This window comes from Thiocapsa bogorovii (assembly GCF_021228795.1).
Classification (GTDB): Bacteria; Pseudomonadota; Gammaproteobacteria; order Chromatiales; family Chromatiaceae; genus Thiocapsa; species Thiocapsa bogorovii.
In genome coordinates this window covers 4,762,888-4,789,468 of sequence record NZ_CP089309.1, presented here as the reverse complement: position 1 = coordinate 4,789,468, position 26,581 = coordinate 4,762,888, and the positions used below count along the sequence as shown (strand labels likewise).

Below are 26,581 nucleotides of genomic sequence, written 5' to 3'. Positions count from 1 at the left end.
CATCCCGGAAAGCCGAACTCCCGCGCGAAATCGATTGATCAACCGCATCCGCCGACCGTCACCCGAGTCTCCGCAACCCTGGAGTAGAGACGGCCCTTGGCCCTCACCACGGCGTACACTGCGCCGGTTTGCGCTAACTTCAGACGGATCGCCACGAAGGGCTCCGTCCCCTCCAGGATCTCGAAGCGAACCGCGACCGGATAAGGGTTCGTCGCGACCAGCACATAGATCTCTTCGACGCCATCGAGCGTGCTCGACACCCTCACGGGCACCACCGCCCCATCCTCGACGACACCGGGCAGTGTCAGCTCGACATCGACACTGCCGACCGGGACGCTGCCCAGGACGTCAAGCGCGTCGTCGATCGTCGTGGCGGAGAAGAGTTCGGGAAGCCCGCGACTTCGCGCATGAGCGGCTCCGAGCAGGCCAACCTGCAACAATGCGCAAAAGATACCGCCTGCAGCAACCAACCCACGGCGATAGCGATCGACATTCGCCTCGTCCTCGCGGACCGGAACACCGACGGCGGGCAAACCACGTTCGCCGGCCATGCACGTGATCCCGTGTTCCGAACTCATGGCGCCGTGCGAACAAGGCGCACCGCGTGACGCTCGCCTTTTGCCACGTGCTGCACGCCCGCGGGTCCGAAGCTCAGGGCGTATGCGTAACCATCGTCTTCCTCGCCGGGTCGCAACGAATTGGTCCAGTAGAGACGCGCCGGGGTATTCGGAAAGATCCCCAGATTGATGCGAGGGTTCTCGCACTGCCTCTCCGCGATCATCGCCAAGTCGCGCAGACTCGGCACTCGCCAGTCGTTGAAGAACTGCGAACCACTCGCGTTTGTCGCGGCCGCCAGATCCTGTGCCCCCTGCCAGTCGTAGTCGACAGCCTCCCCGACACAGGTCTCGTCCGACCAGGTTTGCCCTGCGGAACACCGCATCCACATCAGCTGCGCCGCGTCATCCGTCACTGTACCGTCGCCGTTGTCGCTGAAACGCTCCGTCGGCGCCGACAGAGGATACCGGCTGGTATCACAGGTCTGTTCGGCGAAGGCCGGGGCAAGAATCCCGCCTTGAATCATGATCAGAAGGAAAACCGCTCTCATCACCACGACCAACAACCCCAGCGAAGGTTAGACGTCGAAACCACACGGCGCTCGACGCCGGAGTGTCGACACCCACCGAAATCCGTCTGCGGCACCCCTCGTCGGGGGCCGCAGAGAAATGACCGCTCCAGTCGAGGGCCTCAGGGTTTAGTATCGACGCCGATGCCGGTCGGGGTTCTTGCGAAGCCGGTTCCGTATTCCACGACGATCGGCACGGTTTGCTCACTGGCCAAACCGGGGGTGATCTCTTTTCCGCGATGCAGATAGAAGGCGTAGGCCTCCATGGCGGTCATGTCGTCACCGTCGACGTCGAGCCGAGTGCCGGCTTGCGGATTCTCGATACACCAATTCACCATCTCCCGGAAGGGGATGACCTTACCGTACATCGTCATGTATTTCGGGAAGGTTTGCGGGTTGGACGCAGCCGTATCGGGATGACAATTGCCGCACGCCAGACCGTTGGTCGTCATATCCGCACGACTGCCGTGCCAGAGGTCATATCCGAGGGCGATCGACTCGACCAAGGCGGCCTTCTGCTCCGCCAGCTCTTCATCAGTGAACGGTGCGCGCGCCCAACTGGTGCTCATACCGAGAACCGCGGCGAGGGCCGATACGGCCATCACCCGCTCAATCTTCAGCGTACTATTTTTCATTGACGATACCCCCCTAGACCTTGAAGCCATCTCTCATGAATGGTGTCAGCGAATCTTCGAACGGCTGGTACTGAACCAGACCCTCGAACGATCCGGTCAGATCAATGGTCTGCGTACCCATACCGTCGGTCGCGATCGAGGGATCGGCCCGATTCATTCGGGTCTCGGGGAATGCGAGCTCGACCGGGGGGTAAGGCCAAGGCCAGGAGGTGCTCAATGCGGCGACCGAGCTCATATTCCCGATCCGATTGTAGAGGGTTTGGTGGACGTGGCCGTGATAAGACATCACGTTGTCGAACTTCGACAAGATCTCGCGAATCTCGGGCGCGTCGGAGGTCTGGAAATTCCAGCGCGGGTAGTAGTCCCAAAGCGGGGAGTGAGTAAAGACGACGACCGGCGTATCGGGAGCCAAGTCCTTGACGTCATTGGCCAACCATTCGAGCTGCTTTTCGTGCACGCCCCATGGACCGGGGATCGGGCTTTCGAGCATCTCCATCACGGTCATCCGTTCCAGAGGCGTCAATCCCGCCTCGGTCCAGAAGTCGCGCACAAGTATGGAGTTGAGACCGATGAAGTGCACACCCTTATGATTAAAGGACCAGGTCTCGTCACCGTAAAGTCCGCGCCAAGCATCCCCCATATCGAGATACCAATCGTGCTCGCCGGGTATGATCTTGAGCGGCATCTTCAGCGCAGAAAGGATCTTCTTACCCTTGACCAACTGGTCTTCCGTCCCGTTTTGCGCAACGTCACCGCCGAACAAAACAAAGTCGGGCAGCGGCGTCATCGCATTGACCTGTGCAACCGCATCCGCGAGTTGTTGGTCGAATTTATGATCGGGCATGCTGTAGAGATGCGCGTCACTGATGATTGCGAATCGGAAAGGCTCGACGCCGCGTTTTCCGGTTTGTGCGCGAACGATATCCACGACGCCGAGATTGATCCCGACTGCCTGCGCGACCAAGGTCGTTAAGCCGGCCTTGCCCGCGAACGACAGAAACTGCCTTCTGCTGTGATCTACAATGTCAGACATTGTTGTCTCCACCTCGTTGTTGGCGTCTTCTGAACAGCGCCGATAGTGATGTTTTAACGTTTCCAAGATCTATTCAACGCATCGACAGGGTAATGAACGGATTCTGTCCCAGCGAGGCGATGACGCAGGAGTCCGGCCCGCGACGATCCGTAGGGAATATCTATCGCTTTAGTCGTTATCACCTATCGTTATTATTGACGTGATTAGGATGTAGTGTCGACAGGAAAGCTGTCAAGAGTCCTACAAAAATATTTTTATCAGTAGCCTACGTTCTATTATTCCATCATATTAGTAAAATCGAATACGGTGGATCCGTTGATATCCGAGTGATGTTCAAGCCTGAGGTCGGGAATTCATCGACCGAGTTAAGGTCATTCAAGAACCACCGGAATTCGGAGGCTCGCCAGCGGCGATCGAGACGAATACGCTGTCGCTCGGGCGATTCAACGCCTTCCCCGAGGCGATCGGTCAATCGAAAGCGTCAGATTCGACCGGCGACTGCGCTATCATGCGCAATGGCCGCGGGAGGGCGAACGAAGACAGTCGCATCGAGAGTGAGCCATTGGGCGGGCGCGGACGCGAACACGTCTGTATTTTAGAGAGGACGAGCGATGAGCATGGCCGGTCCACTCATCCTTTTCGGGACTGCACATGTGAGCAGTGTGCTCCTGATCGCCGCGATCGGGATCACGCTACCGCTGCTGGCGCGCCGAGGACTGAGCTTGACAGGGCAGTATCGAATCGGGCTCTTGATTGCGGCCCTTTTGATCGCCCAGGAAGGCGTTCATATCTGGCTGCAGGTGAACCACTACGATCGGCTCTTGAGCAGCCTGCTCCCTCTGCATCTCTGCGGACTGTCGGTCCTGCTCACGGCATGGACCCTCGCGGCACGGTCGTATTCCGCCTACGAGATCGTCTATTTTTGGGCGTGGGGCGGGACCCTGCAGGCGCTCTTCACGCCGGATCTGGACAGGGGATTTCCGGACCCGGCTTTTATCGCTTTTTTTGTCGGGCATGGACTCGTCATCGTCGGCGTCCTCTATGCCACCTTGGTCTATCGGTTCAGACCGAGACTCGCGTCCATCTTCAAATCCCTTGGTGTTTTGCTGGTCGTGGTCGCCGTAGTGGCCCCCATCAACCTCTGGCTGGGGACCAACTATCTCTTTCTTTGCAGTAAGCCCGAGCAGGCGTCCCTGATGGATTTTCTCGGCCCTTGGCCTTGGTACATCCTGAGCCTTGCCGGACTGGCCCTGGTGTCGAGCTTCTTCTATTACCTGCCGTTTCTGATCGGGGATCTCGTCGCGGCGAGGTCGCGTGCGAAACGGCTGTCGCCGCCTTCACCGGACGCATGAATTGGGCCGCATCGCACGGATGAAGGGTCTGAAGCGAGATCCGGCCGTTAAACGGCGCACGGGGCGCGCGGAGACACCGGGGAAGGTACCGAACCGGGACGTTCGGCGAACATCGGTTCGAGCCACGCGCGCACGCCGGGGTTCAATCCGACCGCCGCCTCCACCGCGACGCCGCCTGCGGAATCGGGTAGACAGAATGGGATGCCCATCTGGGCCGCAGCAATCGCAATGCCGACCAATGCAGCGATCTCGGATCGTCCGCGGCAACGCAAGGCGTCATAGAAATCAAAGCACGCGATGGCATCGTGGAGGGACCAATCGGGACAGGGCAACTGGCGCACGGTATGCTCTCCATCCGCAGCCGTTATCGGGAGCTGCCATGCGGCCGCCGGGCACAACGACGGGGCCATGGCAATGAGACGCCCGACACCCGCAAGCTTGGCGCGCTCGGCCGCGTGGCGACCGGCGCTCAAGGCGACATCCAGGCCGTGCTTGTCGAGTTGATGGGGCACCCGACACGGCGGATCCTCGCCGCAGATCCATCGGCTCTCCGGTGCAAGGCCGCTCGAACCTGTCTCGGAACGGGAACCCCGCATTCGCAGGATCTCCAATTGAAGGTCGGTGTCGTCTTCGAGGTCCTTCAGGCGCCGCGCGACGGTGGGCAGGTTGTGCTCCACGACCTGCGCCTGGCCCTCGCCCGAGAAGGAGAGCGCGCTGCCTTCCGAATCGATCTCGACGAGCACGAAACGGGTACTTCGCGCGATCGAGATCACCGGATCGACAAGCAGCGGCATATCCGCTCGGGCTGCACCGAGCCGACTTGAACCGATATCACCGATCGGGCCTGACCGCTCGCGATGGCCGCAAGCATCATCGGATGGGTGCTGCCCCCATGGGAGATTGCGACGCGCCGCGGGAACGCTCAGCCAGCCCGGTTTCAAGGGGCTCCAGTCCCTCTGCCCGGCACCCAACCGCAAAGAATCCGCTCGAGGTGTCCGAGGTCGAGATGCTGCTCGAGGTTGTCGGCCAACCGCTCCAGGGCCGCCTCGCGGAGGGCACGATAGTCCAGGGTCTCGCGAACCGCGAGACCGGCCCAACTCAGCAGGGCCGATGCGGCAACGGGCGACTCGAAAAGTCCGTGCAGATAGGTCCCCAAGATCCGTCCGTCCTCCGAAACGGCACCGTCCGGGCGCTCGCCCTGCGGATCGTTCAGAAGCACGGCCGGACGCTCGAGCGCCGGACCGCTCGTCCGGCCGGCGTGGATCTCGTATCCCGTTACCGCGGCGTCCTCCAGCCGGAGCCTGCCGGAGACGTTGGCCAAGATCTTCTCGGGCATGAGCCGGGTTTCCAGATCCAACAAGCCGAGACCGGGTTCCTCACCCGGATCGCCTTCGAGACCCGAGGGATCCAGGATCCGGGTGCCGAGCATCTGAAAGCCGCCGCAGATCCCGATCACCCGGCCGCCGTAGCGCAGATGCCGTGCGATCACGGGCTCCCAGCCCTCGCGACGCAACCACTCAAGATCCGAGCGCACTGATTTCGATCCGGGCAGTATGATGAGATCCGCGGGGGGCGGAACCTCTCCGGCCGAGACATAGCGCAGGTCGACCTGAGGATGGAGCCGCAGCGGGTCGAGGTCGGTGTGGTTGCTGATGCGCGGCAGGCGCGGGACGATCACCCGCAGGGCGTCGCTCGGCTTGTCGGTCTGGCGCAACGCAACGGCATCCTCGGCCTCCAGATGCAACCCGTGCAGGTAGGGCAGGACACCGAGCACCGGCTTGCCGGTCTCGCGCTCGAGCCATTCCAGACCCGGCTGCAGGAGCGCAAGATCGCCTCGGAAACGATTGACGACGAATCCGACCACCCTCGACCGCTCGCTCGGCGCGAGCAACGCCAGCGTGCCGACCAGGTGAGCAAAGACCCCGCCGCGGTCGATGTCGGCGATCAGGATCACCGGACAGTCCACCGCCTCGGCGAACCCCATGTTGGCGATGTCGTGCTCGCGGAGATTGATCTCGGCCGGACTGCCCGCGCCCTCCACGACGATTCGATCGTAGGACGCTCCGAGCCGGCCGTGGGACTCCAGCACGGCAACGCGGGCGATGCGCTTGTAGTGGTGATAGGCGACGGCATCCATCGTGCCGACAGCCCGGCCCTGGATGATGACCTGGGCACCGCGGTCCGAATTGGGCTTGAGCAGGACCGGGTTCATGTCGATGGTCGGCGCGAGCCCGCAGGCCTGCGCCTGCACCGCTTGGGCCCGGCCAATCTCGCCGCCGTCGGCGGTCACCGCGCTGTTCAGGGCCATGTTCTGCGGCTTGAAGGGTGCGACCTTGACGCCGCGTCGGCTGAAGCAGCGGCAGAGACCGGCCACCAAAACACTCTTGCCCGCGTCCGAGGTCGTACCCTGGACCATGAGGGTCGCAGCGGTCATCTTGTCCCTCCGGGGACGAGGGCGGGCGGAGGGGCGACCGATGGAAAAGGCCGAATGTCCGCCGGAGTCTCGCCGACTGTCTGCCGGAACGCGTCCCCGGCCACGTCCGACGACAGACACCGCAACCCCGACTCGAGCCGAGCCCAACCCGTCTCGGCGCCCGGAAGACCGAAGCGAAGACTCGGCGGTGTCTCGAATCGCCGTACCCAGACTCCCATCCCCGCCAGTCGGTCCTGAATGTATCGAGCCTCTGCCGTGCGGACCCATTGAAACAGGTCGCTCCCGCCCGTCGGCGCAAGACCATAATCGGACAGCAGGGTGGCAAGCCGGACGGACGCGCGGCGCAGCGATGCACGGGTCGCCTCCTGCCACGGCGAATCGGCCAAGGCGAGCCGCGCGACATGGCGGGCCGGACCGCTCAGCGTCCAGGGTCCGAGCTGTGAGCGCAGCGCCTCGCGCAGATGGACCGCGCCGAGCACGAACCCGACCCGCACCCCGGCGAGCCCATAGAACTTGCCCAACGAACGCAGCACGATCAAACCGGGTCGATCGGTGAAAGGGGCCAGGCTGTCCTGCGGGGTCGTGTCCATGAAGGCCTCGTCGACGACAAGCCAGCCGCCCCGTGCGGCAAGCCGCGCATGCCAGTCGAGCAACCGACTCACCGGCCACGCGCGACCCGTCGGGTTGTTCGGGTTGATGACGATCAGAACGTCGAGGCTGTCCAGACCCGCGCCGGACTCTTTCCCCAGGTCTCCGTCATCGAGGCGGACGAGGCGATGGCCGGCGCGTTGCCAAGCCTGTGCATGCTCCTGATAGCCGACCATCGGCACCCCGACGCGTCCGGGGACCCGCAGTTTGGGCAAGGCCTGGATGGCGGCCTGCGAGCCGGCGACCGCGAGGAGACGGGGAGCGCCGTAACACCGCGCGGCCGCCTCCTCCAATCCATCATCCTCTTCGGGCAGCCGTGACCAGGCGGTACCGGGCACCTCGGGCACGGGCCAGCCATCGGGATTGATCCCGGTCGAGAGATCCAACCAATCCTGAACGGGGATGCCGTAGCGTGCCGCGGCCTCGCGCAGACGTCCACCGTGCTCCAGCGCCGGTGACGTCGGAGCGAGCAATCCGGAGGTATGTGAGCGACGCGCATTCATCGCGTCAATCTGCCAGCGGGGTCGTTTTTGTGCAAGCGCACACGCTGCCGACATTTTCATCTGCTCGACGAGCCCAGCAACGGACTCGACGAGGAGACCCGGGGGCGCCTGGTGAGGATCCTCGGCGTCCTCCCGCAGGCACTGGTCCTGATCTCGCACGACGCCCGCTTCAGGCGTCAGGTCACCAGCCATCAATACCGCCTGCACAACGGCGCGATCGGCCCGCTCGAGCCGCATGACCCGAGGCGCCGGGATTCTGATCGGCCCTCAGGCCATGCGATGCCTGAATAACCACCCGGCCGCGGCGAGCGTTAGGACGGCGATGACCGCCAGCGGCCACATCTGACCGATCAGAAGCTCGAATCCGGCACCTTCGAGAAAGACGCTGCGCAGGATCACCAGGTAATACCGCAGCGGGTCGCCAAGAGTGAGGATCTGCACCGCCTCGGGCATGTTCGCGATGGGTGTGGCGAAACCCGAGAGGATGACCGCCGGAACCAAGAAGAGGAAGGCCCCGAGGAGCGCCTGTTGAAGGGTCGCAGCCAAGGAGGAGATCATGAGCCCCACCCCGACGGCGGCCAGCACGAACAGCAGAATCCCGGCATAGAGCACGTCGAGACCGCCGACCAAGGGCACCCGGAACCAGAACACCGCGATGGTCACGACCAAGGACGCCTCCAGGACGCCGATCACCAGGCCCGGCGTCGCCTTGCCGATCAGGATCTCGATCGGCCGCAATGGCGTCACGAGGAGTTGATCGAAGGTCCCCTGCTCGCGCTCGCGCGCAACCGAAAGCGCCGTGACCATCATGGTCACCACCAGGGTCAGGATCCCCACCAATCCGGAGACGAAGAACCAGCGACTCTCGAGATTGGGGTTGTACCAGGCCCGCGTGATCAGAGTCACCGGCAGGCCCTGCAAGCCCCGGGCGAGAATCCAGTCCCGATTGAAATCCGCGATGATTCGGCTGACGTCGTTCTGAAGGATCTGAGCCGTGTTGGAGTTGCGCCCGTCGATCAAGATCTGCACCGGGGCAGGCGTGCCCGCCAGCAGATCGGCCGTGAAGCGCGGCCCGATCTGGATGACCAACAGGACCTTGCGCGCATCGATCCACTCGGCGATCTGCCCTTGCCGCGTGATCCGACCGACCGCGCGAAAGCTTGGCGCACCCTCGAAGCGCGCCGCCAGATCGCGCGCCGCGAAGCCCCCGTCGCGATCGTAGATGGCGTAGGTGGCGTCGTTGAGATCGAACGACGCCGCATAGCCGAATACCAGCAACTGGATCAGCGGCGGCACCACGACCACCAGCCGACTGCGCTTATCCTTGAAGAGGACAAGAAACTCCTTGATGGCCAGCGCGAGGATGCGAGCGAGCATGGCGACTACTCGATGCGCTTGCGCAGCAGGCGACGGCTCAGTCCGAGGAAGAAGGCCGCCATCAAGGCGAGCGCCGCGGCGTTGGGCAGGATCAGCGTCCAGATGTCCCCGGCGAGAAAGAGGCTCTGTAGGATGGCCACGAAGTAGCGCGCGGCGACGATGTGGGTAATCGCCTGGACCACGGGCGGCATACTGCCGATATCGAACAGGAAGCCCGAGAGCAGGAAGGCCGGCAAAAAGGTCGTGATGATCGCGATCATCCCGGCGACGAATTGATTGCGCGTCACGATCGAGATCAGCAGCCCCATGCCCAGCGCAGCGAGCAGGAAGAGGGTCGAGCAGATCGCCAAGATCCAAAAGGACCCACGCATCGGCACCTCGAACAGAAACAGGGCCATGATCACGGACAGCACCATCCCGCCCATCCCCAGGACAAAATAGGGCAGCAACTTCCCGATCAGGATCTCCTCGATGGTTACGGGCGTGACCATCAGCGCCTCCAAGGTGCCGCGCTCCCATTCGCGCGCGAAGACCAGCGCGGTCAACAGGGCACCCACCAGGGTCATATTGACCACCAGCAACCCCGGGACGAGATAGTTGCGACTGGCCAACTCCGGATTAAACCAGATGCGGATCACCGGCTCGACGGCCACCGGCAGCGGGATCCGGCGCGCCTGCGCCTCGCGTTCCAGCCAGCTTGACCAGACCCCTTGCACATAGCCCTCGAGCAGTCGGGCAGAGTTGGCGTCCGTGCCGCTGACGATGACCTGGATCGGCGCGTCGCGATCGCCTTTCAGACGTTGGGCGAAATCTCCGTCGAGCACGACGATCCCGCTCACCGCATGGGTCCGCAAGGCGGCACGCCCCTCCTGGAGCGTCGGATAGAGGCGGGGCACGAAGTAGACCGATTGCTGAAAGGCGCCGAGAAAGGATTGCGTCTCCGCGCTCGGTTGCTCGATCACTAGACCGATCGGGACATGCTTGGAGTCCAACGAGACCCCGTAGCCGAAGAGCAGCAGCAAGAACACGGGCAAGACAAAAGCAATCGCGAGACTGGATGGATCGCGCAGGATCTGCAGCGACTCCTTGCGCAACAAGCCGCGCAGACGCAGGGCTCGTGGTCGGGCGCCCATGTCAGGCGTGCGCCTCGATCAAGGTGATGAAGGCCTGCTCGAGGTCCGGTTGCGGTACCTCGGGCGTCGCCGCCCGGGCCTTGATCTCGCTCGGTGTGCCCAAGGCCAACACCTCTCCCGCCGCCATGACGGCCAGACGATCGCAATACTCGGCCTCTTCCATGAAGTGCGTGGTCACCAGGACGGTGACCCCGCCCTCGGCCAAGGCGTTGATCCGCGACCAGAACTCGCGACGCGCAAGCGGGTCCACACCGGACGTCGGCTCGTCGAGAAAGAGGATATCCGGCTCGTGCATCAGCGCGGCGGCCATCGCCAGACGCTGTTTGTAGCCCAGCGGCAGGGACCCGCTCTCCGCCCCGGCGAGTTCCGCGAGCCCGAAGGCATCCAGCGCCCAGGCGACCCGGTCGCGGGCGCTCGCGCCGCGCAGGCCATAGGCCCGCGCGAAGAAATTCAGATTCTGCATGGCCGACAGGTTGGTGTAGAGCGAGAACCGCTGCGACATGTAACCGACGCGCGCCCGTGCCTCGGCCGGTGCATGCCGTAGATCGACCCCGGCCACCCGTGCCCGCCCTTCGCTGGGCGGAAGCAGACCGCAGAGCATCCGGAAGGTGGTCGTCTTCCCGGCGCCGTTGGCGCCGAGCAGGCCGAAGACCTCTCCGGCATGCACCGCGACGCTCAAGCCATCGACGGCAACGAAGTCGCCGAACCGTCGGGTGAGTCCCTCGGTGACGATCGCATCGCCCGAGAAACGCGACACCGCCGTTTTGATCTCGGGCAGCTCGATCTTGTCGCGACCCTGGCTCAGCAAGGCGACGAAGCCATCCTCGAAGCGCGGCTCCACGGGTTCCCACCGGACCGGATCATCGGCGGTATCGGCCACGGCGGGCCGCGCGCCCTCGGCCATGACCACGCGCACCGCATCGCCCTGGAGGACGGCATCCAGCACCCCGGGCAGGGCGGCCAGACGCGCCTGAAGGCGCCGCCGTCCGGCGGGCGCACCCTTGACACGGAAGGTGCGGCCGCGCAACGGTGCGCTGAACCGGCCGGGCGGTCCCTGATCGATGACGCGTCCCTGATGGATGAGGACGACCTGAGCGCAACGTTGCGCCTCGTCGAGATAGGCCGTGGAGAGCAGCAGGCTCATCCCCTCCTCCGCCACCAGCCGATCGACGATCGCCCACAGCTCTCGGCGCGAGACCGGATCGACGCCGACCGTCGGCTCGTCGAGCAAGAGCAGACGTGGCGGATTCACGAGCGTGCAGGCCAAACCCAGCTTCTGTTTCATGCCGCCCGAGAGCTGTCCGGCCAGACGAGCCCCGAACGGACCGAGGCCCGTCATCTCCATCAGGCGCGCGTGCCGGGCGGGACGATCCGCGGCAGGCACACCCTGGAGGTCGGCGTAGAGGTCGAGGTTCTCGCGGACACTCAAGTCTTCGTAGAGCCCGAAGCGCTGGGGCATGTACCCGATCCTGGACTGAACCGCGAGTGCATCGCCGGTCGCATCCAGACCCAAGACCTCGATGCGGCCGCCATCCGGAGCGAGCAATCCCGACGCCAGGCGCATGAAGGTGGTCTTGCCCGCACCGTCGGGACCGATCAGCCCGGTCACCACACCGGGCTTCACTTCAAGGCTGACGCCGTCCAGCGCACGGATACGGCGAGCGCCGACGAAGAAGCTCTTGCGGACATCCAGGGCGCGCAATGGGCAATCGGACATGGGTCGGATCCGGGTCGTCCGGCCCTCAGGGCCGCCCCGACGGGATGGGCGCGTCGGCTGCCCCCGACGCGTCCGGTGACTCGACTGGGCTCGACCCGGACGTGGACCCGGACGCGGGACCGGTCGAGTCGGCATCCGACCCGGGCACGCACCCCGGCGAGGCCATCGGCTCGCGCGTCAGGTCGATCTCGACCGTCACCGGCATCCCCTGGCGCAGCTCGCCGGCCGGATTGCAGACATAGATGCGGGCCTGGTAGACCAGATCGGCGCGCAGCTCGGTGGTCTGGACCGTCTTGGGTGTGAACTCGGCGCTCGGCGAGATATAGCCGACCCATCCCGAATAGGACCGTCCGGGGAAGCTGTCGCTGAACACCTGCGCGGGTTGACCCTGTCGCACGCGCCCCAGGTCCGGCTCGGCGAGATAAACCCGGGCCCACAAGGGCTCGTTCAGGGCGATGGTGTAGACCGGGCGATCGGGCGAGGCCATGTCACCGGGCTCGAGGATCCGATTCTGCACCACTCCTGGACCCGACGCGAGGAGGGTGGCGTATGCCAGGTTCAGATCCGCCTCGTCGAGGGCAGCCTCCAAGGCCGCAAGGGTGGCGCGGGCGCGGGCGATGTCCTCCGCGCGACTGCCCGCCAAGGCGAGATCCAAGGCGGCGCGCGCGGCCTCGGCCCGGGCCTCGGCGGCCTCGGACTCGGTGCGCGCGTTGTCGTACTCCTGCGGCGAGGCCATCTTACGATCGGCCATTCCTTTGGTGCGCTCGGCATGGCGTTTGGCGTTGGCGGCCTCGGTGCGCGCGGCCTCCACGTCGGCGCGCAGCTTCTCGATCTCCTCGCGACGCGGACCCGAGATGAGCTTATCGAGCTCGGCGCGCTGGGCCTCGACCTCGGCACTCGCGACCTCGCGGGCCAACGCGAGGCGCCGAGCGTCCAGGCCCGCGAGGACCTGCCCTGCCTCCACCCGCGCGCCCTCGGAAACCGGCATGGTTTGGATCCGTCCGCTGACCTCGAAGGCCAGGTTGACCAGGCGCACGTCGATGTTTCCGTAAAGCGTCAGACGGTCCGAGTCATCCGCGGGGGCATGTTCGACCCGGTACAGGAGATAACCGCCGACGGCGAGTGCAAGAACGACAATCGGTATCAGGATCTTCTTCATCAAGGACATCCCGGCAGAAGCCGTCGGCGAGTCGGTCTCGGGCGGACCGCGGCGCGTCCGAGACCCGAACCGCAACGCACATCAGAAGGCGCTCATTCGGTCTGCTTCGACTCCAACCCGATCGGGCTGTATTGGATCCGTACGGCCATCCAGAAGGCGTAAGCTCCAAGGACCATCAGGAACCCGAGGATATCGAGCACGGATAAGACCCGCTCGCGGTCGACGACGAACCAGATCGCAGCCAAAACCAGCCCCGTGAAAAGGATCCCCATGACGTAAAGCGGTGCAAGGCCGAGCCGCATGCCTTCCAGGTTCCGGTGGATCTTCTGCTCGCGGTTCTCCGCTGCGGCGCGCTCGCGGGCGCCGATCACGGCACGTCGATGTGTCAACGCCTGATAGACCAACCAGGCACCCATGAGAAGACAGACAGCTCCGAGATAATATTTCATCGCGTGGTCACCTCGATCTTCTATCCAAGACAAAGGTCTCGGCACCGCGCCGAGCCGCAGGAGATGCTACTCGCGACCAGGGGAGCCAACAAGCCAACAACATCCACCCGGCGCTCCGCCCGGCGGTCCACCCGAATTGCGCCGAGCCGTCACAGGTGAGCAGCCCCCGTGCGGATCCAATCGATCAGTGACTGCAGAAGCAGACCGGTTCCGTCGACCACGCCCCCGAGCGCCTCGACCATACGGTTGGCGAGAACGACGGCCACCCGCGGCAGGCCTTCCGCCGGAAGCAAACCCCAGTCGAGCGCAGGCGCGAACCACGCCAACGCAACGACGACGGCCAGCATCCCGAGGCTGCTCCGAGGATCGGCAAGACTGAAGGGCTTGAGCGCGGTTCCGAACGACCGCTTCACCCGACTGTTCAGCAGATCGACGCTGTAAAGCTCGTCCAGGACGAGGTGCGTCAGGTAGCCGATCCCGACCATGAGACCGGCAACCCAGGCTGCTTCCGCAGACCGCTCCATCATCCAGTAGGCGATGTTGACGGTGGCCAGAGCCGCCGCCGCGATCCCGAGCCAGGAATGCCAAATGCCGCGGTGAACCGTCACCCGCGCGAAGAGCTCGAAGATCAGATAGCGCACGCAGAGAAAGACGCCGACCCAGATGAGCGCGACCTCCAGCGGAAGAAACCGACCGATCAGCGGGAGCGTCATCGCGAAGGCGACCGCAACCCCGAGCACATTGAAGAAGGCACGCACGGGCTTGGAGGCATCGGCATCGATGTCCGGAAGGAGACTCCCGGCGACACCCAGTGCAAAATAGCCGAGCGTTGCGCCCTGCTCGACCAGTCCGGCGCCATGTAAGCCGAGCACGGCGGCAACGCTGACGAAGATGCCGCCGTTGAGATGGGTCTGGAAATTGGCCATGCGCGCTCGTGGATCCGGGAACAGAGGGGTCTGATTGCCGACCCCGAATCCCGCAGAGACTAACAGGGCGGAGGCTCAAACGGTGAGCCTGCCCCTTCGAATTTCGACAGGATGATCAGGTCATGCCCTTCCCCCACCCCGACCCGTCCAATGACTTCCTCTGCGACCATGCCCGACTCCTGCGCACGAGCTATCGACGCCTCACAGGCCGCGATCTGATCGACCCCGGTTTGGACGACCGCGAGGCCGCACGGTGCCTGTTCGAGGCGCCTTTTGCGCTCCTGTCGCACACGGCCGATCCGGATCCGATCCTGACCTACGGCAACCGACGGGTTCTGGATCTGTTCGAGCTCGACTGGGAGCAGCTCACGCGGATGCCCTCGCGCTTCACCGCCGAGGCACCGGATCGGGAGGAGCGTGCACGCCTGCTCGCGCAGGTGAACGCCCACGGCTTCATCGACGATTACAGCGGGGTGCGCGTATCCTCGAGCGGCCGGCGGTTTCGCATCGATGGAGCCGTCGTTTGGAATCTGATCGATCAAGAGGGACGGCTTCAAGGACAGGCGGCGACCTTTGCATCCGTGCATCCGCTGGCTTGACCGTCCCCTGCGCGTCGCGTTCGGTCAGTCACACATCTGGATCCATCGTTTTCGGAGGTCGGCGTCATGTCGGGGTCCCCGTTCACCATCGCACTCGTGCAGGAAACCGATTACGGAAGCGTCGCGGCGAATCTCGATGCCTGCGAGCGGGGAATCCTCGAGGCCGTCGCGAGTGGTGCGCGTCTCGTTCTGCTCCAGGAGCTCCACAACAGCGCTTACTTCTGCCAGACCGAAGACCCGGCCAACTTCGATCTCGCCGAGCCGATCCCGGGCCCGAGCACCGCACGCCTCGGCGCTTTGGCGGGCGAGCTCGGCGTGGTCATTGTCGCCTCGCTGTTCGAGCGCCGCGCCCCGGGGCTCTATCACAACACGGCCGTGGTTTTGGACAGCGACGGACGGCTCGCCGGCGTCTATCGCAAGATGCACATCCCCGAGGATCCGGGCTACTACGAGAAGTTCTATTTCACGCCCGGCGACCTCGGCTTCGAGCCGATCGACACCTCGGTCGGACGCCTGGGCGTCTTGGTGTGTTGGGATCAATGGTATCCGGAGGCCGCCCGTCTGATGGCGTTGGCAGGGGCGGAGATCCTGCTTTACCCGACCGCGATCGGCTGGGACCCCAACGACGGGCCGGACGAGCAAGTGCGCCAGCGCGAGGCATGGGTCGGGATCCAGCGCAGTCACGCGATCGCGAATGCCCTGCCTGTCGCGGCCTGCAATCGGGTCGGATTCGAGCCCGACCCGAGTGGCGCGACGGCCGGCGCACGGTTTTGGGGTCATTCCTTCGTCTGCGGTCCCCAAGGCGAGATGCTCGCACAGGCCGGCGATCAGAATCCGCAGATCCTGCTTGCGCAGATCGACCCGGCCCGCACCGAGCAAGTTCGCCGTCTCTGGCCCTTCCTGCGCGACCGCCGCATCGACGCCTACGGCGACCTGACCCGCCGCTATCGGGACCGGTCGTAACGATCAAGAAACAAGGTGAACACCTTGATCTACGGGTAGGCTGGGGTGAGCAGAGCGAACCCCGGCATCCCCGGCGTCGGCGCCCTGCCAGGTTTCGCAATCTCACCCCGGCGATGCAGGTCTTGCCGAGCCGTGCAAGGCACAACCAACCGTCGTCGCAAGTGGTGCTTCCTATCGTCAGCACAACCTACGGGTATCGAGTCGTCTAGACACCGTCTTATTTTGACCGTGCCGATCCGAAAAACGAAAAAACGCTTGGATCGCGTCTCCAACCACCTGTCAAGGCGACCAGTCCAATCCCGCACGCGAACGACTCAGGAAACCCCGAACGCGACTCAATCCCTCCGCGTCTCGAATCGAAACGGCGCCGCCGAGATCCCCTCGGCCGTGTGAACCAACACCCGCGCCTCCCACTCCATGCGCGCCCGCACGCACACCGGCAAGGTCCCCTGCCCTTCGTAAAGGCCCGGCCCGACCGACTCCAGGCCAGTGCGGTTGTACCCCATGTTCATGTCCACACCGGCGAAATCGACCTCCACCGCACGAACCTCGAAGCCGGTCGTCTGCACGAGAAGCCGCAACGGCGTCACGACCGGGATAGTCTGCGGCTCGATCGCAAAGCGCACGCTCTCCCCGCCGGCAAACCGCGCATCACAGGGTCCGGCGCGCAGATCGCAGCTCGGATCAAGCTGTGCGACCTCGGCCAGCGTTGGGTTCAGCAGAGGCCAGGCTTTGTAGACGGCCACCGCGACAACGGCAACGAGCAGCAGGACGGCGATGACCCAGAGCAGGGCCGTGGTCCGTCGCGGCGAGGAGGTGTCAGACACGTCGGGGCACATCGTTTGCTTCGGGGCCAGGAAAAAATGAAGGATCGAGGACCTGCTCCCCGCCATAGGGACAATCCTGCGGGAAATCGCTCTCGTCCATCCCGGTTTCATCGGCCGCCCAGCGAACTGCGCTGTCGTAGGCATCGACGAGCAGGTCAAGCAGACGAGGCTTCAGGCTCGGGCTGTCGTCCAGGAGTTTGGCGACCTGCTTGCGCTGTTCGATCAAGGTCCGCTGCCAGCTCTTCGAGCGTTGTTCCGGCTGGTGCTCCCATTTCAGGAGATGAACGAGCAACACCACGAGACGATGCTCCAAGGCTCGGCGCTCACTCTTGCCCATCGACTCCACTTCCTCCGCGAGATGCAGCGCGTCGATCTCGGCATAGCGCCCTTCTCGCAACAGGCGGGCTGTTTGCATGGACCAGTCGTACAAATCCTGATCGTAAAGCGTTTGAGACATGATGACGGGCTCCGGGATTGGCGCCAACCTCGGCGAGTGTTGCGGTGCAGAGATTCCGAAACCGTCGGATATCAATGAGGTCGTCGTTGTCGTCATCGTGGTCGCATCGATCGTCGATGACGACAACGGCGTTGTTCATAGTACCGGCCGTAGTGTGGACGAGCGCAAGCAAAGTCCACCGAATCCCGCGACGGCGCTGGTGGACTGCGCTTCGCTTGTCCACCCTACAGCGCTAGTCTGAAGTGTGATGGTGAATCTTGCTGAATGCCAGTGCGCCGCGCAAGGGCAATGCTCATCCGCGAAAAAGGGACATCCGATCATTGTAGAAAGACATTCACCCTCGATGCACCGCCGCGGGCATCGACGACCGAGATGGCGACGTATCCGGGGCCCCGGGGCGTCCAACGGGCGGTGCGGGCGTAAGGCTCGCGCGCGACCGGCGCGCCGTCGATGAACCAGGTGAAGGGCGGAACACCGTCGCGAACCCGCAAGACCAGATCGGCGGCCCGACCTCCACCGAGTCCCAACTCGACACGCGCACCCTCGGGTGGATAGGCGATCTGCGGCGCGTCGGCACCACCGCGCGAGGCCGCACGCGGATCCTGAACGCGGCGCAGCGGCGGCGGCAGCTCCGCGGAGGTGCTGCTCAGGATGCCGGGTGGCGCGGGAGGCAGCGGCGTCGTCGGGCCGAGACGTGCAAAGACCTCGACCAGCACGGGCGCGGCGGCATCGATGCCGGCGAGGCCGGGCACGGGAGCACCGTCGGGACGACCGACCCAGACCCCGGCCACATGACGCCCGTCGAACCCGATCGCCCAAGCATCGCGGTAACCGTAGGAGGTCCCGGTCTTGAATGCGAGAACGCCCGGCGCGCTGTTGGTCGGTGCCGGGGCGCCGGCGAGGATCGAGGCGACATACCAGGCTGCACGCGCATCGAGCACGGGTGCCCCGGCGTCCGCTCCGGTATCGGCAGGGACGCCGACGACGCCGAGCGATCCGGAGCCCGCGCCCTCCTCGTCGAGCGTCTCCCGCAAGATCACCGGTCGACCGCCCCGGGCGATGGCGGCATAGATGCCGACGAGGTCCGTCAAGGACACGCCGACGCCGCCCAGGCCGACCGCGAGCCCGGGCGGCGAAAGATCGGGAAGCACCGGATGCGCACCCGCGCGGCGCATGCGCGCGACCAGCCGCGCAGGCCCGACCGCATCCAGCAGCTTCACCGCCGGGATGTTGAGCGAGAGCTGCAGAGCCCGACGCACCGTGACCGTACCCTGAAAGCCCAGGTCGAAGTTGGCCGGGACATAGCCGCCGAAGGCGCTCGGGCGGTCCTCGATCAGGCTCTCCGGATGGGCCCGGCCGTCCTCGAAGGCCAGCCCGTAGATGAGCGGCTTCAGCGTCGAGCCCGGGGAACGCACGGCGCGCGTCATGTCGACATGACCCTGTCGAGCCGTCTCGAAAAGACCGGCGGAACCCACGCTGGCGAGGACCTCGCCGCGCCCGTGATCGGCGACCAGGATCCCCATCGACACCCGCGGACCGAGCGTGGCGGCACGCGCGTTCGCGAGCTGCTCGAGGCGCTCCTGCAGACCCGCATCCAGGGTCAAGCGATGGACCGGGCGCTCGGGCTGCGCGCGCCTGAGTCGATCGGTGAGATGCGCCGCCAACATCGGGGCATCCAGGCGTGTGGTCGGGATGGGCTCGGCACGGGCCCTCGCCGCCTCGTCCGCGTCGATGATCCCGGCCAAACGCACATGCTCGAGCACGCGGTCACGCGCCCGACGGGCGGCCTCGGGGTGCCGATCCGGCCGGCGTGTCTCGGGTGATTGGGGCAAGGCGACGAGCAACGCCGCCTCGGCCGGTGTCAAGCGGCGCGGCTCCTTGCCGAGCCATGCGAGCGAGGCCGAGCGCACACCTTCGAGATTGCCGCCGTAAGGGGCGAGGGTCAGATAGGTTTCCAGGATGGCGTCTTTATCGAGCCGTCGCTCCAGCCAGATCGCGGCGCGGATCTGCCGAAGCTTGCCGCCTGCATTGCGCGTCGAGCGCGTCTCCAGCAGCCGCACCAGTTGCATGGTCAGGGTCGAGCCGCCTGAACGAATCCTTCCCTGACTCAGGAGCTGCCAGCCGGCACGCACCAGGGCGAGTACATCGACACCCGGATGCGACGCGAAGCGGCGATCCTCGTAGGCCAGAAGCATCGCCACATAGGTCGGATCGACCGTATTCAGATCGACCGGCAGTCTCCAGCGTCCGTCGGCGACCGTGAAGGCGCGCAGCAGACGCCCGTCGCGATCCAGCATCAGGGTCGAGGTGGAGGTCCGCATCTCCGGCGGCGGCGTGGTCTCGATCAGCGCATCCAACCCCGCTCGGCCGCCCACCAACAGGAGCAAGAGGGCGCCGAGGGCCGCAAGCGGCTTAATCAGCACGCCTTTCCCCGAGACCATCCGGTCCGTGTCACGGCGGAACCTCCTCCGTCAGCCGCCCGTCGCGCCCCAGGTCCCCGAGATCGGAATCGCGAGGCTGCACCTCTGCGACAAGCAGACCCGCGCGCGCGAAGATGCCGAGCAGTCGCTCGAGACTGGCCGGTGCGACCTGCTCCGACCGGACCTCGCCCTCGTCCGGGGAACCCAGCGCCGCGGCCAATTTCGGGTCGGTCCGAATCTCGGCGGCGAGGTCCGTCAACAAGAGGTTCAGATCGCGGGTGCCGTCGAGCAGCATGAGCAGCCGGGTGGATAAGGCGTCAAGCCCGAGGCTGCGGTGCCGCACGCTCGCGACATGCCCCTCTCCGGACGCGGCCTGAGCACGGGCCAAGGGCGTGGCCCTGGGACGAGCGCCGACCTGGTGCGGCCAGCGGGCGGCGCGCCCGGTCAGGCCGATCCCCTGCGAGATGTAGAGGTTGAAAAGCTCGACCAAACAGGCATCCCGCTCATCCGCATAGCGCCGCCCGCCGGCCCCGGCGACCTCCTTCGCGGCCGCGTCCAGGAGTGGCCCCAAGGGCAGCGCATTCGGATACACCACCGCAAGACCTTCCAAAACGGCCTTGGTCAAGGGATGCTCCACCTGCAGGCGACTTCCGTCGGCCGTGGCGTATTCCTGGCGCTTCACGCGGTTCAGATGGACCCGCTGCAAGGGCGTCAGGTCGGCATGGAGAGAGAAGTCGTGCAGACGCTCCAGATCGATCTCCAGACAGGGCCGCGCGTCCGCGCGCACGAACAGGGTCTGCCGAAAGGCCCGCAGGCGCAGGAAATCCATGTACTGCTCCTGCACGAGCTGATCGCCGAGCCCGTCGAGCGCGGCCTCGGCCGCCGCCCCGAGCGTGGAGGCAAACATGGTGTGCAGCTTGGACTCGGCGAGGAAGGCGAGCCCGTGTCGGTGCGCCCGCGCCATGACGTCGCTGAACAGCTCCGGACTGTTCGTCTCCTCCAGGTACTCATGATAGAGATAGCTCGCGCGGGCGGTGCGCAGATATTCGACCTCGCGCCGCAGCGTCTCGGCCTCGGGTCGCGCCTGCCCGTCCGGGTGCGTGGTCGAGACCCCTCGTGCAAGCCGATCGAGCAGATCGCGCGCGCGGCTCAAACGCTCGCCGGGGGAGCTTGCGCCGCGACAGTGGAACAGCAGCATATCGCGCAACATGCCCCGCTGACGCCAACCGGGCAGCACGTTGTAGCTGACATAGGCGATCCCGCGCGCGCTCAGGAGCCGACCGCAAAGGTGCAGGATGTGCTCCTTCACCGCCTCCGGGACCCAGGAATAGACGCCGTGGACCAGGATAAAGTCGAACGGGGCTTGCGTGGCGTCGACATCGAGGATGTCCTGATGGAGCAGACGCAGATTGGTCAGTCCTAGCTCGGCGATCATGGCCTGGCCGCGCCGGGCCTGCTCGGCGGAGAGCTCGACCCCGACGAATTCGCTCCAAGGCAGATGAAAGGCCATCGGGATCAGATTCCCGCCGCTCGCCGCACCCAGCTCCAACGCCCGGCAGTGCTCCGGATCCGCCGTGGTCAGACCGAGCAACCGACCGAGCGTCGCCAGATAGTCCGGATGGGTCTCCGGGATCGCAAAGCTCTCGTAGGGGATTTGATCGTAGCTGTCGAGCGTCGTCATGGATGTCGAACCGGGAGGCCTCGTCGGTCGGGTCAGCGCAGCGTAACCCGAGATTCCGCGTTCCGACAGAGCGCAGGCATCGGGTTTAGGCACGCGTGAAGCGACCGATGCATCGCCCACGCAGCACCGGGCAGGCCAGCCTCGACCCGCAGGACCGCAGGGTTCATTCTCAGGCGGGCAGTTGGCTCGGCTGGTCGTACGGCCGGTCGCTCGGTAAGGCATCGTCCGGACCCGACACCTCGCGAGTCAACAGGGTGCCGATCGCATCTTCGTGGAAGAGGATGCGCGATCGGATCCCGGAGAGTCGATCCTCGATGGCGCGAAGTTGATCCTCGTGGGTAATCCGACGCAACTCCAAGGCCCGTCGCTCGTCGCGCAAGCCGGCAAGGCGCTCGCCCTCATCGCGCAGCCACTTCTCGAGCGATTTCATCTCCCGCCTCGCTTCGCGAGCACTCATTCCGTCATCGGGCCGTCCCCTGCGCGACCAGAAGCCGCCGCCGGAGGATCCGGCGCTCTCTCCGCTGCCCCCGTTCGGGCGATCCGCGATCCGCTGCAGCTCGGCCATCCGCGCGCGGGCCGATGCCGACCCGCTCTCGGCCGATCCGATCTTCCCGTTCAATGACTCGATGGCGTCCTTCAGCCGATAGCCGGCCTCGCGCAGGGTCGCGGCCTCGTTCGTGTCGCGCGTCTCCAGCTCGCGCAGACGGCTCAGCTCGTCGCGCATCCCGGCAATCCGCTCGAGACGGTCCTCGCGGCGGCGCCGGGCTTCGAGCTCCGCGGTCTCGACCCGATGACGGTGCAGGCGCTGCACATCGGCCTGACGCAGCTCCTCCTCGCGTTGAGCGCGGCGGATCTCCATCTCCTTCTCGCGCAAACGTCGGTCCTCGCGGGCCAGCTCGATGGAGCGCTCGAAGGCGGCCATGCGCTCGCGCATGTCCTCCTCGTCGTGGGCCTTCTGCAGCGCCCAGGACTCGCGCGCCTGCTGCAGCTCATGCTCGAGCTCGGCACGCCGATGATGATGCTTGGCGCGTGTCTCGTCGGCCAACTGGGCACGCAGCTCGCCGGCACGCAAACGCTGCTCGTTCTCGTAGGCCGCCACCTCGATCTCGCGGCGGCGGCGCGCCAGATCCAGCTCCTGATCGAGATTCTCGCGACGACGCTCGACGAGTGTCTCGGCGAACGACTCCTCGGCCAAGCGCATGCGCATCGGCTCGGCGGCCGCCAACCGCGCCTCCTGTTCGGCGAAATGACCCTCCGGATCGCGCTCGTAGCGCCACCACTGGCGCGCGAACTCGACCGGACTCAGACGTTGCGCGGGATCCTCCGGACAGGCAAAGCCGGGGATCCCGGACAGCGCACCGTCGAGGTATTTACGGTATTGGAACTGCAGGGATTCGCTGAAATAGGCCCGCACCGCGGCCGGCTCGAACAACTTCAGCGCGATCAACGAGAAGAAGAGGATCGCCAGCGCCGCCTGCGCAAAGCCGTCGACCGTCTCGAAATGGGGCACGCCCGCCTCGTCCGGGCTCTCGCGCAGTGCCTGCAAGGCCTTGGAGCGCGCCGCGAAGGTCAACCGCGGCGGCAGTTCCTCGGGCTGGGCGGCGGCCACTTCGGCCCGGATGCGGTCCATGCGCTCCTGCTGTTCCAGGCGCAGACGTTGGAGCTCATCCGTTCGCGCACGCAGGCGCTCTTCCTGGTCCGCGATCGTCTGCGCGACCTCGGCGATGCGCCGATCGATCTCGGCCTGTTTGTCGGCCAACTCGGCGACCAGGGTCTGCACCCGAGCATCCCATTTGCGCGCTTCCGGTCCATAGCCCTCCGGACGGTCGCCACGTCCGTGGATCTCGTCGCCGAGGCGCTCCTGTGCGGCGGCCAGCTCGGTGCGCAGCACCGTGATCTCGGGGGTGTACTCGGCCGCGATTCGATCACGACGTTGCCGCTCGGCGTCGAGCGACCGGTTCAGACGCTCGACCTCTTCCTCCAAAGGCGCGGTCAGCCCCCCGTATCGGGTCTCGACCTCTTGGGCGCGCGCGGCGACCTGCGACTGGAAGGCCGCATCACGCCTGGAGTAATACTGCTCGACCAGGCGCTGGTGGTAGCTCTCGATATCGTCGGCCCGGATCAGCTTGGCCAGAAAGGGCGCGGTCACATAGAGCGAGACCGCCACGATCAGCACCCGGACCAGCAGACCGAAAAACCAGCGGACGCCCGCGCCTCGCTCGTCGAGCCGGGCGTCCCGAAGAGCGCCCCCGAGTGCACCGCGGGCGCGGCTCGGACGCTCGGACATGATCAGGGAGGCATCGACGATCCAGATGATCGCGAACATGAGCACGAACATGAAGAGACCGGCGACCGGTCGAAGCCAGGCCGCGGCCTGCGGTACGATCGAGGCCCCGACGAAACCCCAGACGATACCTTCGATGCTGGCCATCAACAGGATGACGACCCAGGCGAAGCCGAGCCAAACGGCAACGGCAGGCGTGATGAGGCTGTCGCCGTAAGGACGCAACCGCAGCGTATTCAATGAAGGGACCTTGAAGAAGCGTCGAGATCGCCGCCCGAGATCCATGTTCCTGGCCTCCCTTGACCAATGCGAGCACCTCAGTCAAGACAGGATAAACCATCGGCGGACGTTGACCGACCCGATGTGGGGAACGCGCGACCTCCGCCACCCGGCCGAGCGAGCAGCGGCGCCGAACAGGGGTCAAGCACTCATCGCGAGGCGGAGATCCCCTTCGGCATCATTCCCGCTCAAGCGCAGGTCAAACCGCTCCTGCAGGATCGCAAAGACGTTCGGCGAGACGAAGGCCGGCGCGTTCGGACCCAGGGTGATGCCCTTGACCCCGAGGCTGAGTAGGGTCAGCAGGACGGCGACCGCCTTCTGCTCGAACCAACTGATCACCAGTGTCAGCGGCAGCTCGTTCACGCTGCACTCGAAGGCCTCGGCCAGGGCGGACGCCACTGCGATGGCGCCGTAGGCATCGTTGCATTGCCCCATGTCCATCAAGCGCGGGAAGCCCAGATGCTCGCCGTACGCGTGATCTCGGATTCGGTACTTGCCGCAGCCCAGGGTCAGGATGAATGAGTCATCCGGCGTGCCCTGCGCAAAGTCGCTGAAATAGTTGCGGCCCGGATCCGCCCCGTCGCATCCACCGATCACGAAAAAGCGGCTGATCTGGCCTGCCTTCACGGCATCGACGATCGTCTGTGCGTGATCGAGCAGTACGCTGCGGTGAAATCCGACGGTCGACTCGCCCGTGATCTGCTCCTCGCAGGGCGCGCACCGCAGCGCCTCGGCGAGAACTGCGCTGTAATCACCGTCGCGGATGCACTGACCGCCGGGCACAGCCGTGCCGCGGGTCGTGAACAGTCGGCCCTTGTAGCTCTGCGGCGGAATCAAGACGCAGTTGGTCGTCGCCACCACAGGGCCGGGGAAGGCCGCGAACTCGCGCTTTTGGTTCTGCCAGGCGCTGCCGTAATGGCCGGCCAGATTCGGGTGGTTTTGAAAGAAGGGGTACATGTGGGCGGGCAGCATCTCGCCGTGCGTGTAGACCTTGATGTCGGTGCCTTCGAGCTGCTCGAGCAGGTCCCGCAGGTCAGCCAGATCGTGGCCCGTGACGAGGATCCCGCGGCCCGCTTGCGTCCCCTCCTGCACCTTGGTCGGAGTCGGCTTGCCGAAGGCCTCGACATGGCCCTCGTCGAGCATCTGCATGACCCGCAGATTCATCCGCCCGCATTCGAGACAGTATTCGAGCAGGCTCTTCACGTCGAAATTGACGTTCGTCATGGTCGCAAACAGCGCCTCCTCGATGAAGGCGGACACGGTCTCGTCGGACTTGCCCAAGCGCCGCGCGTGGTGGGCATACGCGGCCATCCCCTTCAGACCGTAGAGCAACATCTCTTGCAGGGACTGGACATCGGCGTCCTTGCCGCACATCCCCGGGGAGGTGACGCAGCCGGTCTTACGGAAGGTCTGTTCGCATTGGTTGCAGTGCATGGGTGCCTCTGAATCGGATCGGGATCAATGAGCCCTTGTCGCGCTTCTCGAACCGCTGTCGATCCGCGGTGCCGATCAAGGGGACCGGTAGTCTGGCGAGGGCTTACCGGCGTCTCCTTGACTTGGATCAAGGCGCGTCGCCACGAGGTCGGCCAAGCGCGGCTACAAGCCGCACCCGAGCATCGCTTTCCGGGCAGCAACGCCGTTATGCTTTAGGGCGCTGTCGAGTCGACCGACACCGACGCCATCCACGCCGGCCATCAGCGACCGGGCCGGCGCCCGATTCACCCTTTCATAACGAGATACACGATGAAGCGGACAACGATCGCGACCTTGACCTTCCTCCTCGGCTCCGGAGTCATCGGAGCCGGGTCCGCCTCCGCGGGCGAGAGCGCACACTGGGACTACTCAGGCCCCCACGGTCCGGAGCATTGGGGCGAGATCGACCCGCATTTCGTCGCCTGCCAGTCAGGCCATGCCCAAACGCCGATCGACATCACCAACCGCGTCGACATCGATCTGCCGCGCATCGGCTTCCACTACAAGCCGGGCGGGCATGACGAGATCCACAACGGACACACCATCCTGGTGGACTATGACGACGGCAGCACCATCACGCTGGACGGGCGCGAGTTCACCCTGAAGCAGTTCCACTTTCACACCCCCAGCGAAAACCACATCGACGGCCACGAGTTCCCGATGGAGGCACATCTGGTGCACGCGGACGCCGAGGGCCATCTGGCGGTCATCGCGGTCATGTTCGAAGAAGGCCCCGAGAACCTGGCACTCGCCACGCCTTGGGCAGCCATGCCGCAGGCGCAGGGCCATACGGCGCACCTCGCGCGGGAGGCCTCCGCCGAGGCGCTGCTGCCCGCCGATCGTGCTTACTACCGCTTCGACGGCTCCCTCACCACGCCGCCCTGCAGCGAGGGCGTGACCTGGCTGGTCATGAAACATCCGGTGAGCGCCTCTCACGGGCAGCTCGTGAAGTTTGCACGGGCAATGGGCCACTCGAATGATCGGCCGCTTCAACCGCTCAATGCACGGGTCGTTCTGGAATAAGTCGCCACCGAGCGACGGCGACTCGCTCATACCCGTCCGAACCCCGCATGCGCGACCCGGTGTCTGCCGGACGCGGACACGGTCGT

The 26,581-nt window shown here is 65.3% G+C and carries 25 protein-coding genes; 6 read left to right on the top strand and 19 right to left on the bottom strand.

Annotation, left to right across the window (positions count from 1 at the left end):
* Window positions 1–38 precede the first annotated feature (38 nt).
* The 4 genes from LT988_RS21280 to LT988_RS21265 form a co-directional block, all read right to left on the bottom strand.
* Window positions 39–551, bottom strand: a complete 513-nt coding sequence (locus LT988_RS21280) for a thiosulfate oxidation carrier protein SoxY (RefSeq protein WP_232407486.1) — start codon at window positions 549–551, stop codon at window positions 39–41.
* Window positions 552–574: 23 nt separating this feature from the next.
* Window positions 575–1,105 (bottom strand): Lcl C-terminal domain-containing protein, encoded by a 531-nt coding sequence (locus tag LT988_RS21275; protein ID WP_232407485.1) that lies wholly within the window; start codon window positions 1,103–1,105, stop codon window positions 575–577.
* A 140-nt stretch (window positions 1,106–1,245) separates the two neighbouring features.
* On the bottom strand, window positions 1,246–1,758 hold the full coding sequence (locus tag LT988_RS21270) for a c-type cytochrome (RefSeq protein WP_232407484.1): 513 nt from the start codon (window positions 1,756–1,758) through the stop codon (window positions 1,246–1,248).
* A gap of 13 nt (window positions 1,759–1,771) precedes the next feature.
* Window positions 1,772–2,791, bottom strand: coding sequence for a metallophosphoesterase family protein (locus LT988_RS21265; protein WP_232407483.1), 1,020 nt, complete (start codon window positions 2,789–2,791; stop codon window positions 1,772–1,774).
* A 617-nt stretch (window positions 2,792–3,408) separates the two neighbouring features.
* On the opposite strand from LT988_RS21265, the gene LT988_RS21260 reads away from it, so the two are divergent.
* On the top strand, window positions 3,409–4,143 hold the full coding sequence (locus LT988_RS21260) for a YwaF family protein (RefSeq protein WP_232407482.1): 735 nt from the start codon (window positions 3,409–3,411) through the stop codon (window positions 4,141–4,143).
* Between the two features lie 47 nt (window positions 4,144–4,190).
* Here the strand turns inward: LT988_RS21260 and LT988_RS21255 are convergent, their stop codons facing one another.
* From LT988_RS21255 to cobD, 3 genes are all read right to left on the bottom strand, one after another.
* Complete coding sequence (locus LT988_RS21255) at window positions 4,191–4,937, bottom strand: hypothetical protein (RefSeq protein ID WP_232407481.1); 747 nt, start codon at window positions 4,935–4,937, stop codon at window positions 4,191–4,193.
* Between the two features lie 143 nt (window positions 4,938–5,080).
* Window positions 5,081–6,577 (bottom strand): cobyric acid synthase, encoded by a 1,497-nt coding sequence (locus tag LT988_RS21250; RefSeq protein ID WP_232407480.1) that lies wholly within the window; start codon window positions 6,575–6,577, stop codon window positions 5,081–5,083.
* A complete protein-coding gene (cobD, locus tag LT988_RS21245; RefSeq protein ID WP_232407479.1) occupies window positions 6,574–7,728 on the bottom strand; it encodes a threonine-phosphate decarboxylase CobD in 1,155 nt (384 codons plus the stop codon). Before cobD ends, LT988_RS21250 begins: the two co-directional genes overlap by 4 nt.
* A 27-nt stretch (window positions 7,729–7,755) precedes the next feature.
* Between cobD and LT988_RS21240 the strand changes: the two genes are divergently transcribed.
* On the top strand, window positions 7,756–8,019 hold the full coding sequence (locus LT988_RS21240) for a P-loop NTPase family protein (RefSeq protein WP_232407478.1): 264 nt from the start codon (window positions 7,756–7,758) through the stop codon (window positions 8,017–8,019).
* Here the strand turns inward: LT988_RS21240 and LT988_RS21235 are convergent.
* The 6 genes from LT988_RS21235 to LT988_RS21210 form a co-directional block, all read right to left on the bottom strand.
* On the bottom strand, window positions 7,996–9,105 hold the full coding sequence (locus tag LT988_RS21235; RefSeq protein ID WP_232407477.1) for an ABC transporter permease: 1,110 nt from the start codon (window positions 9,103–9,105) through the stop codon (window positions 7,996–7,998). The genes LT988_RS21240 and LT988_RS21235 overlap by 24 nt on opposite strands.
* 5 nt (window positions 9,106–9,110) lie before the next feature.
* Window positions 9,111–10,238: an ABC transporter permease gene (locus LT988_RS21230; RefSeq protein ID WP_232407476.1), complete on the bottom strand. Its 1,128-nt coding sequence runs from the start codon at window positions 10,236–10,238 to the stop codon at window positions 9,111–9,113.
* Window position 10,239: 1 nt separating this feature from the next.
* Window positions 10,240–11,955, bottom strand: a complete 1,716-nt coding sequence (locus LT988_RS21225; RefSeq protein ID WP_232407475.1) for an ATP-binding cassette domain-containing protein — start codon at window positions 11,953–11,955, stop codon at window positions 10,240–10,242.
* 25 nt (window positions 11,956–11,980) lie between these two features.
* Window positions 11,981–13,114, bottom strand: a complete 1,134-nt coding sequence (locus tag LT988_RS21220) for an efflux RND transporter periplasmic adaptor subunit (RefSeq protein ID WP_232407474.1) — start codon at window positions 13,112–13,114, stop codon at window positions 11,981–11,983.
* A 92-nt stretch (window positions 13,115–13,206) separates the two neighbouring features.
* Window positions 13,207–13,563 carry a hypothetical protein gene (locus LT988_RS21215; RefSeq protein WP_232407473.1) on the bottom strand — a complete coding sequence of 119 codons (357 nt, stop codon included), beginning with the start codon at window positions 13,561–13,563 and terminating at the stop codon, window positions 13,207–13,209.
* Window positions 13,564–13,712: 149 nt separating this feature from the next.
* Window positions 13,713–14,489, bottom strand: a complete 777-nt coding sequence (locus LT988_RS21210; protein WP_232407472.1) for a metal-dependent hydrolase — start codon at window positions 14,487–14,489, stop codon at window positions 13,713–13,715.
* Between the two features lie 122 nt (window positions 14,490–14,611).
* Here LT988_RS21210 and LT988_RS21205 point away from each other — a divergent pair, with 122 nt between their 5' ends.
* Both LT988_RS21205 and LT988_RS21200 read left to right on the top strand, forming a co-directional pair.
* Window positions 14,612–15,088 carry an MEKHLA domain-containing protein gene (locus LT988_RS21205; protein WP_232407471.1) on the top strand — a complete coding sequence of 159 codons (477 nt, stop codon included), beginning with the start codon at window positions 14,612–14,614 and terminating at the stop codon, window positions 15,086–15,088.
* A gap of 66 nt (window positions 15,089–15,154) precedes the next feature.
* On the top strand, window positions 15,155–16,051 hold the full coding sequence (locus LT988_RS21200; protein ID WP_232407470.1) for a carbon-nitrogen hydrolase: 897 nt from the start codon (window positions 15,155–15,157) through the stop codon (window positions 16,049–16,051).
* A gap of 335 nt (window positions 16,052–16,386) precedes the next feature.
* Here the strand turns inward: LT988_RS21200 and LT988_RS21195 are convergent, their stop codons facing one another.
* Both LT988_RS21195 and LT988_RS21190 read right to left on the bottom strand, forming a co-directional pair.
* Entirely contained in the window at window positions 16,387–16,878 is a 492-nt protein-coding gene (locus tag LT988_RS21195; RefSeq protein ID WP_332460498.1) for a hypothetical protein, read from the bottom strand.
* Complete coding sequence (locus tag LT988_RS21190; protein ID WP_232407468.1) at window positions 16,871–17,335, bottom strand: DUF29 domain-containing protein; 465 nt, start codon at window positions 17,333–17,335, stop codon at window positions 16,871–16,873. Before LT988_RS21190 ends, LT988_RS21195 begins: the two co-directional genes overlap by 8 nt.
* Between LT988_RS21190 and LT988_RS21185 the strand changes: the two genes are divergently transcribed.
* Entirely contained in the window at window positions 17,334–17,576 is a 243-nt protein-coding gene (locus LT988_RS21185) for a hypothetical protein (protein ID WP_232407467.1), read from the top strand. The genes LT988_RS21190 and LT988_RS21185 overlap by 2 nt on opposite strands.
* A gap of 76 nt (window positions 17,577–17,652) precedes the next feature.
* Here LT988_RS21185 and pbpC read toward each other — a convergent pair whose 3' ends face one another.
* The 4 genes from pbpC to hcp form a co-directional block, all read right to left on the bottom strand.
* Window positions 17,653–19,758, bottom strand: a complete 2,106-nt coding sequence (gene pbpC / locus LT988_RS21180) for a penicillin-binding protein 1C (RefSeq protein WP_232407466.1) — start codon at window positions 19,756–19,758, stop codon at window positions 17,653–17,655.
* Between the two features lie 28 nt (window positions 19,759–19,786).
* Entirely contained in the window at window positions 19,787–21,436 is a 1,650-nt protein-coding gene (locus LT988_RS21175; protein ID WP_232407465.1) for a methyltransferase regulatory domain-containing protein, read from the bottom strand.
* A 169-nt stretch (window positions 21,437–21,605) separates the two neighbouring features.
* Complete coding sequence (locus tag LT988_RS21170) at window positions 21,606–24,005, bottom strand: DUF4407 domain-containing protein (protein ID WP_232407464.1); 2,400 nt, start codon at window positions 24,003–24,005, stop codon at window positions 21,606–21,608.
* Between the two features lie 135 nt (window positions 24,006–24,140).
* Window positions 24,141–25,433, bottom strand: a complete 1,293-nt coding sequence (hcp, locus tag LT988_RS21165; protein ID WP_232407463.1) for a hydroxylamine reductase — start codon at window positions 25,431–25,433, stop codon at window positions 24,141–24,143.
* A gap of 309 nt (window positions 25,434–25,742) precedes the next feature.
* On the opposite strand from hcp, the gene LT988_RS21160 reads away from it, so the two are divergent.
* Window positions 25,743–26,495, top strand: coding sequence for a carbonic anhydrase (locus LT988_RS21160; RefSeq protein WP_232407462.1), 753 nt, complete (start codon window positions 25,743–25,745; stop codon window positions 26,493–26,495).
* Window positions 26,496–26,581: the final 86 nt, after the last annotated feature.

Bases quoted from the DNA above. Each gene is read 5' to 3' on its own strand.
- LT988_RS21280 (WP_232407486.1), bottom strand. From the start codon at position 551: ATGGCCGGCGAACGTGGTTTGCCCGCCGTCGGTGTTCCGGTCCGCGAG.
- LT988_RS21275 (WP_232407485.1), bottom strand. From the start codon at position 1,105: ATGAGAGCGGTTTTCCTTCTGATCATGATTCAAGGCGGGATTCTTGCC.
- LT988_RS21270 (WP_232407484.1), bottom strand. From the start codon at position 1,758: ATGAAAAATAGTACGCTGAAGATTGAGCGGGTGATGGCCGTATCGGCC.
- LT988_RS21265 (WP_232407483.1), bottom strand. From the start codon at position 2,791: ATGTCTGACATTGTAGATCACAGCAGAAGGCAGTTTCTGTCGTTCGCG.
- LT988_RS21260 (WP_232407482.1), top strand. From the start codon at position 3,409: ATGGCCGGTCCACTCATCCTTTTCGGGACTGCACATGTGAGCAGTGTG.
- LT988_RS21255 (WP_232407481.1), bottom strand. From the start codon at position 4,937: ATGCCGCTGCTTGTCGATCCGGTGATCTCGATCGCGCGAAGTACCCGT.
- LT988_RS21250 (WP_232407480.1), bottom strand. From the start codon at position 6,577: ATGACCGCTGCGACCCTCATGGTCCAGGGTACGACCTCGGACGCGGGC.
- cobD (WP_232407479.1), bottom strand. From the start codon at position 7,728: ATGAATGCGCGTCGCTCACATACCTCCGGATTGCTCGCTCCGACGTCA.
- LT988_RS21235 (WP_232407477.1), bottom strand. From the start codon at position 9,105: ATGCTCGCTCGCATCCTCGCGCTGGCCATCAAGGAGTTTCTTGTCCTC.
- LT988_RS21230 (WP_232407476.1), bottom strand. From the start codon at position 10,238: ATGGGCGCCCGACCACGAGCCCTGCGTCTGCGCGGCTTGTTGCGCAAG.
- LT988_RS21225 (WP_232407475.1), bottom strand. From the start codon at position 11,955: ATGTCCGATTGCCCATTGCGCGCCCTGGATGTCCGCAAGAGCTTCTTC.
- LT988_RS21220 (WP_232407474.1), bottom strand. From the start codon at position 13,114: ATGAAGAAGATCCTGATACCGATTGTCGTTCTTGCACTCGCCGTCGGC.
- LT988_RS21215 (WP_232407473.1), bottom strand. From the start codon at position 13,563: ATGAAATATTATCTCGGAGCTGTCTGTCTTCTCATGGGTGCCTGGTTG.
- LT988_RS21210 (WP_232407472.1), bottom strand. From the start codon at position 14,489: ATGGCCAATTTCCAGACCCATCTCAACGGCGGCATCTTCGTCAGCGTT.
- LT988_RS21205 (WP_232407471.1), top strand. From the start codon at position 14,612: ATGCCCTTCCCCCACCCCGACCCGTCCAATGACTTCCTCTGCGACCAT.
- LT988_RS21200 (WP_232407470.1), top strand. From the start codon at position 15,155: ATGTCGGGGTCCCCGTTCACCATCGCACTCGTGCAGGAAACCGATTAC.
- LT988_RS21185 (WP_232407467.1), top strand. From the start codon at position 17,334: ATGATGACGGGCTCCGGGATTGGCGCCAACCTCGGCGAGTGTTGCGGT.
- LT988_RS21190 (WP_232407468.1), bottom strand. From the start codon at position 17,335: ATGTCTCAAACGCTTTACGATCAGGATTTGTACGACTGGTCCATGCAA.
- LT988_RS21175 (WP_232407465.1), bottom strand. From the start codon at position 21,436: ATGACGACGCTCGACAGCTACGATCAAATCCCCTACGAGAGCTTTGCG.
- LT988_RS21170 (WP_232407464.1), bottom strand. From the start codon at position 24,005: ATGGATCTCGGGCGGCGATCTCGACGCTTCTTCAAGGTCCCTTCATTG.
- hcp (WP_232407463.1), bottom strand. From the start codon at position 25,433: ATGCACTGCAACCAATGCGAACAGACCTTCCGTAAGACCGGCTGCGTC.
- LT988_RS21160 (WP_232407462.1), top strand. From the start codon at position 25,743: ATGAAGCGGACAACGATCGCGACCTTGACCTTCCTCCTCGGCTCCGGA.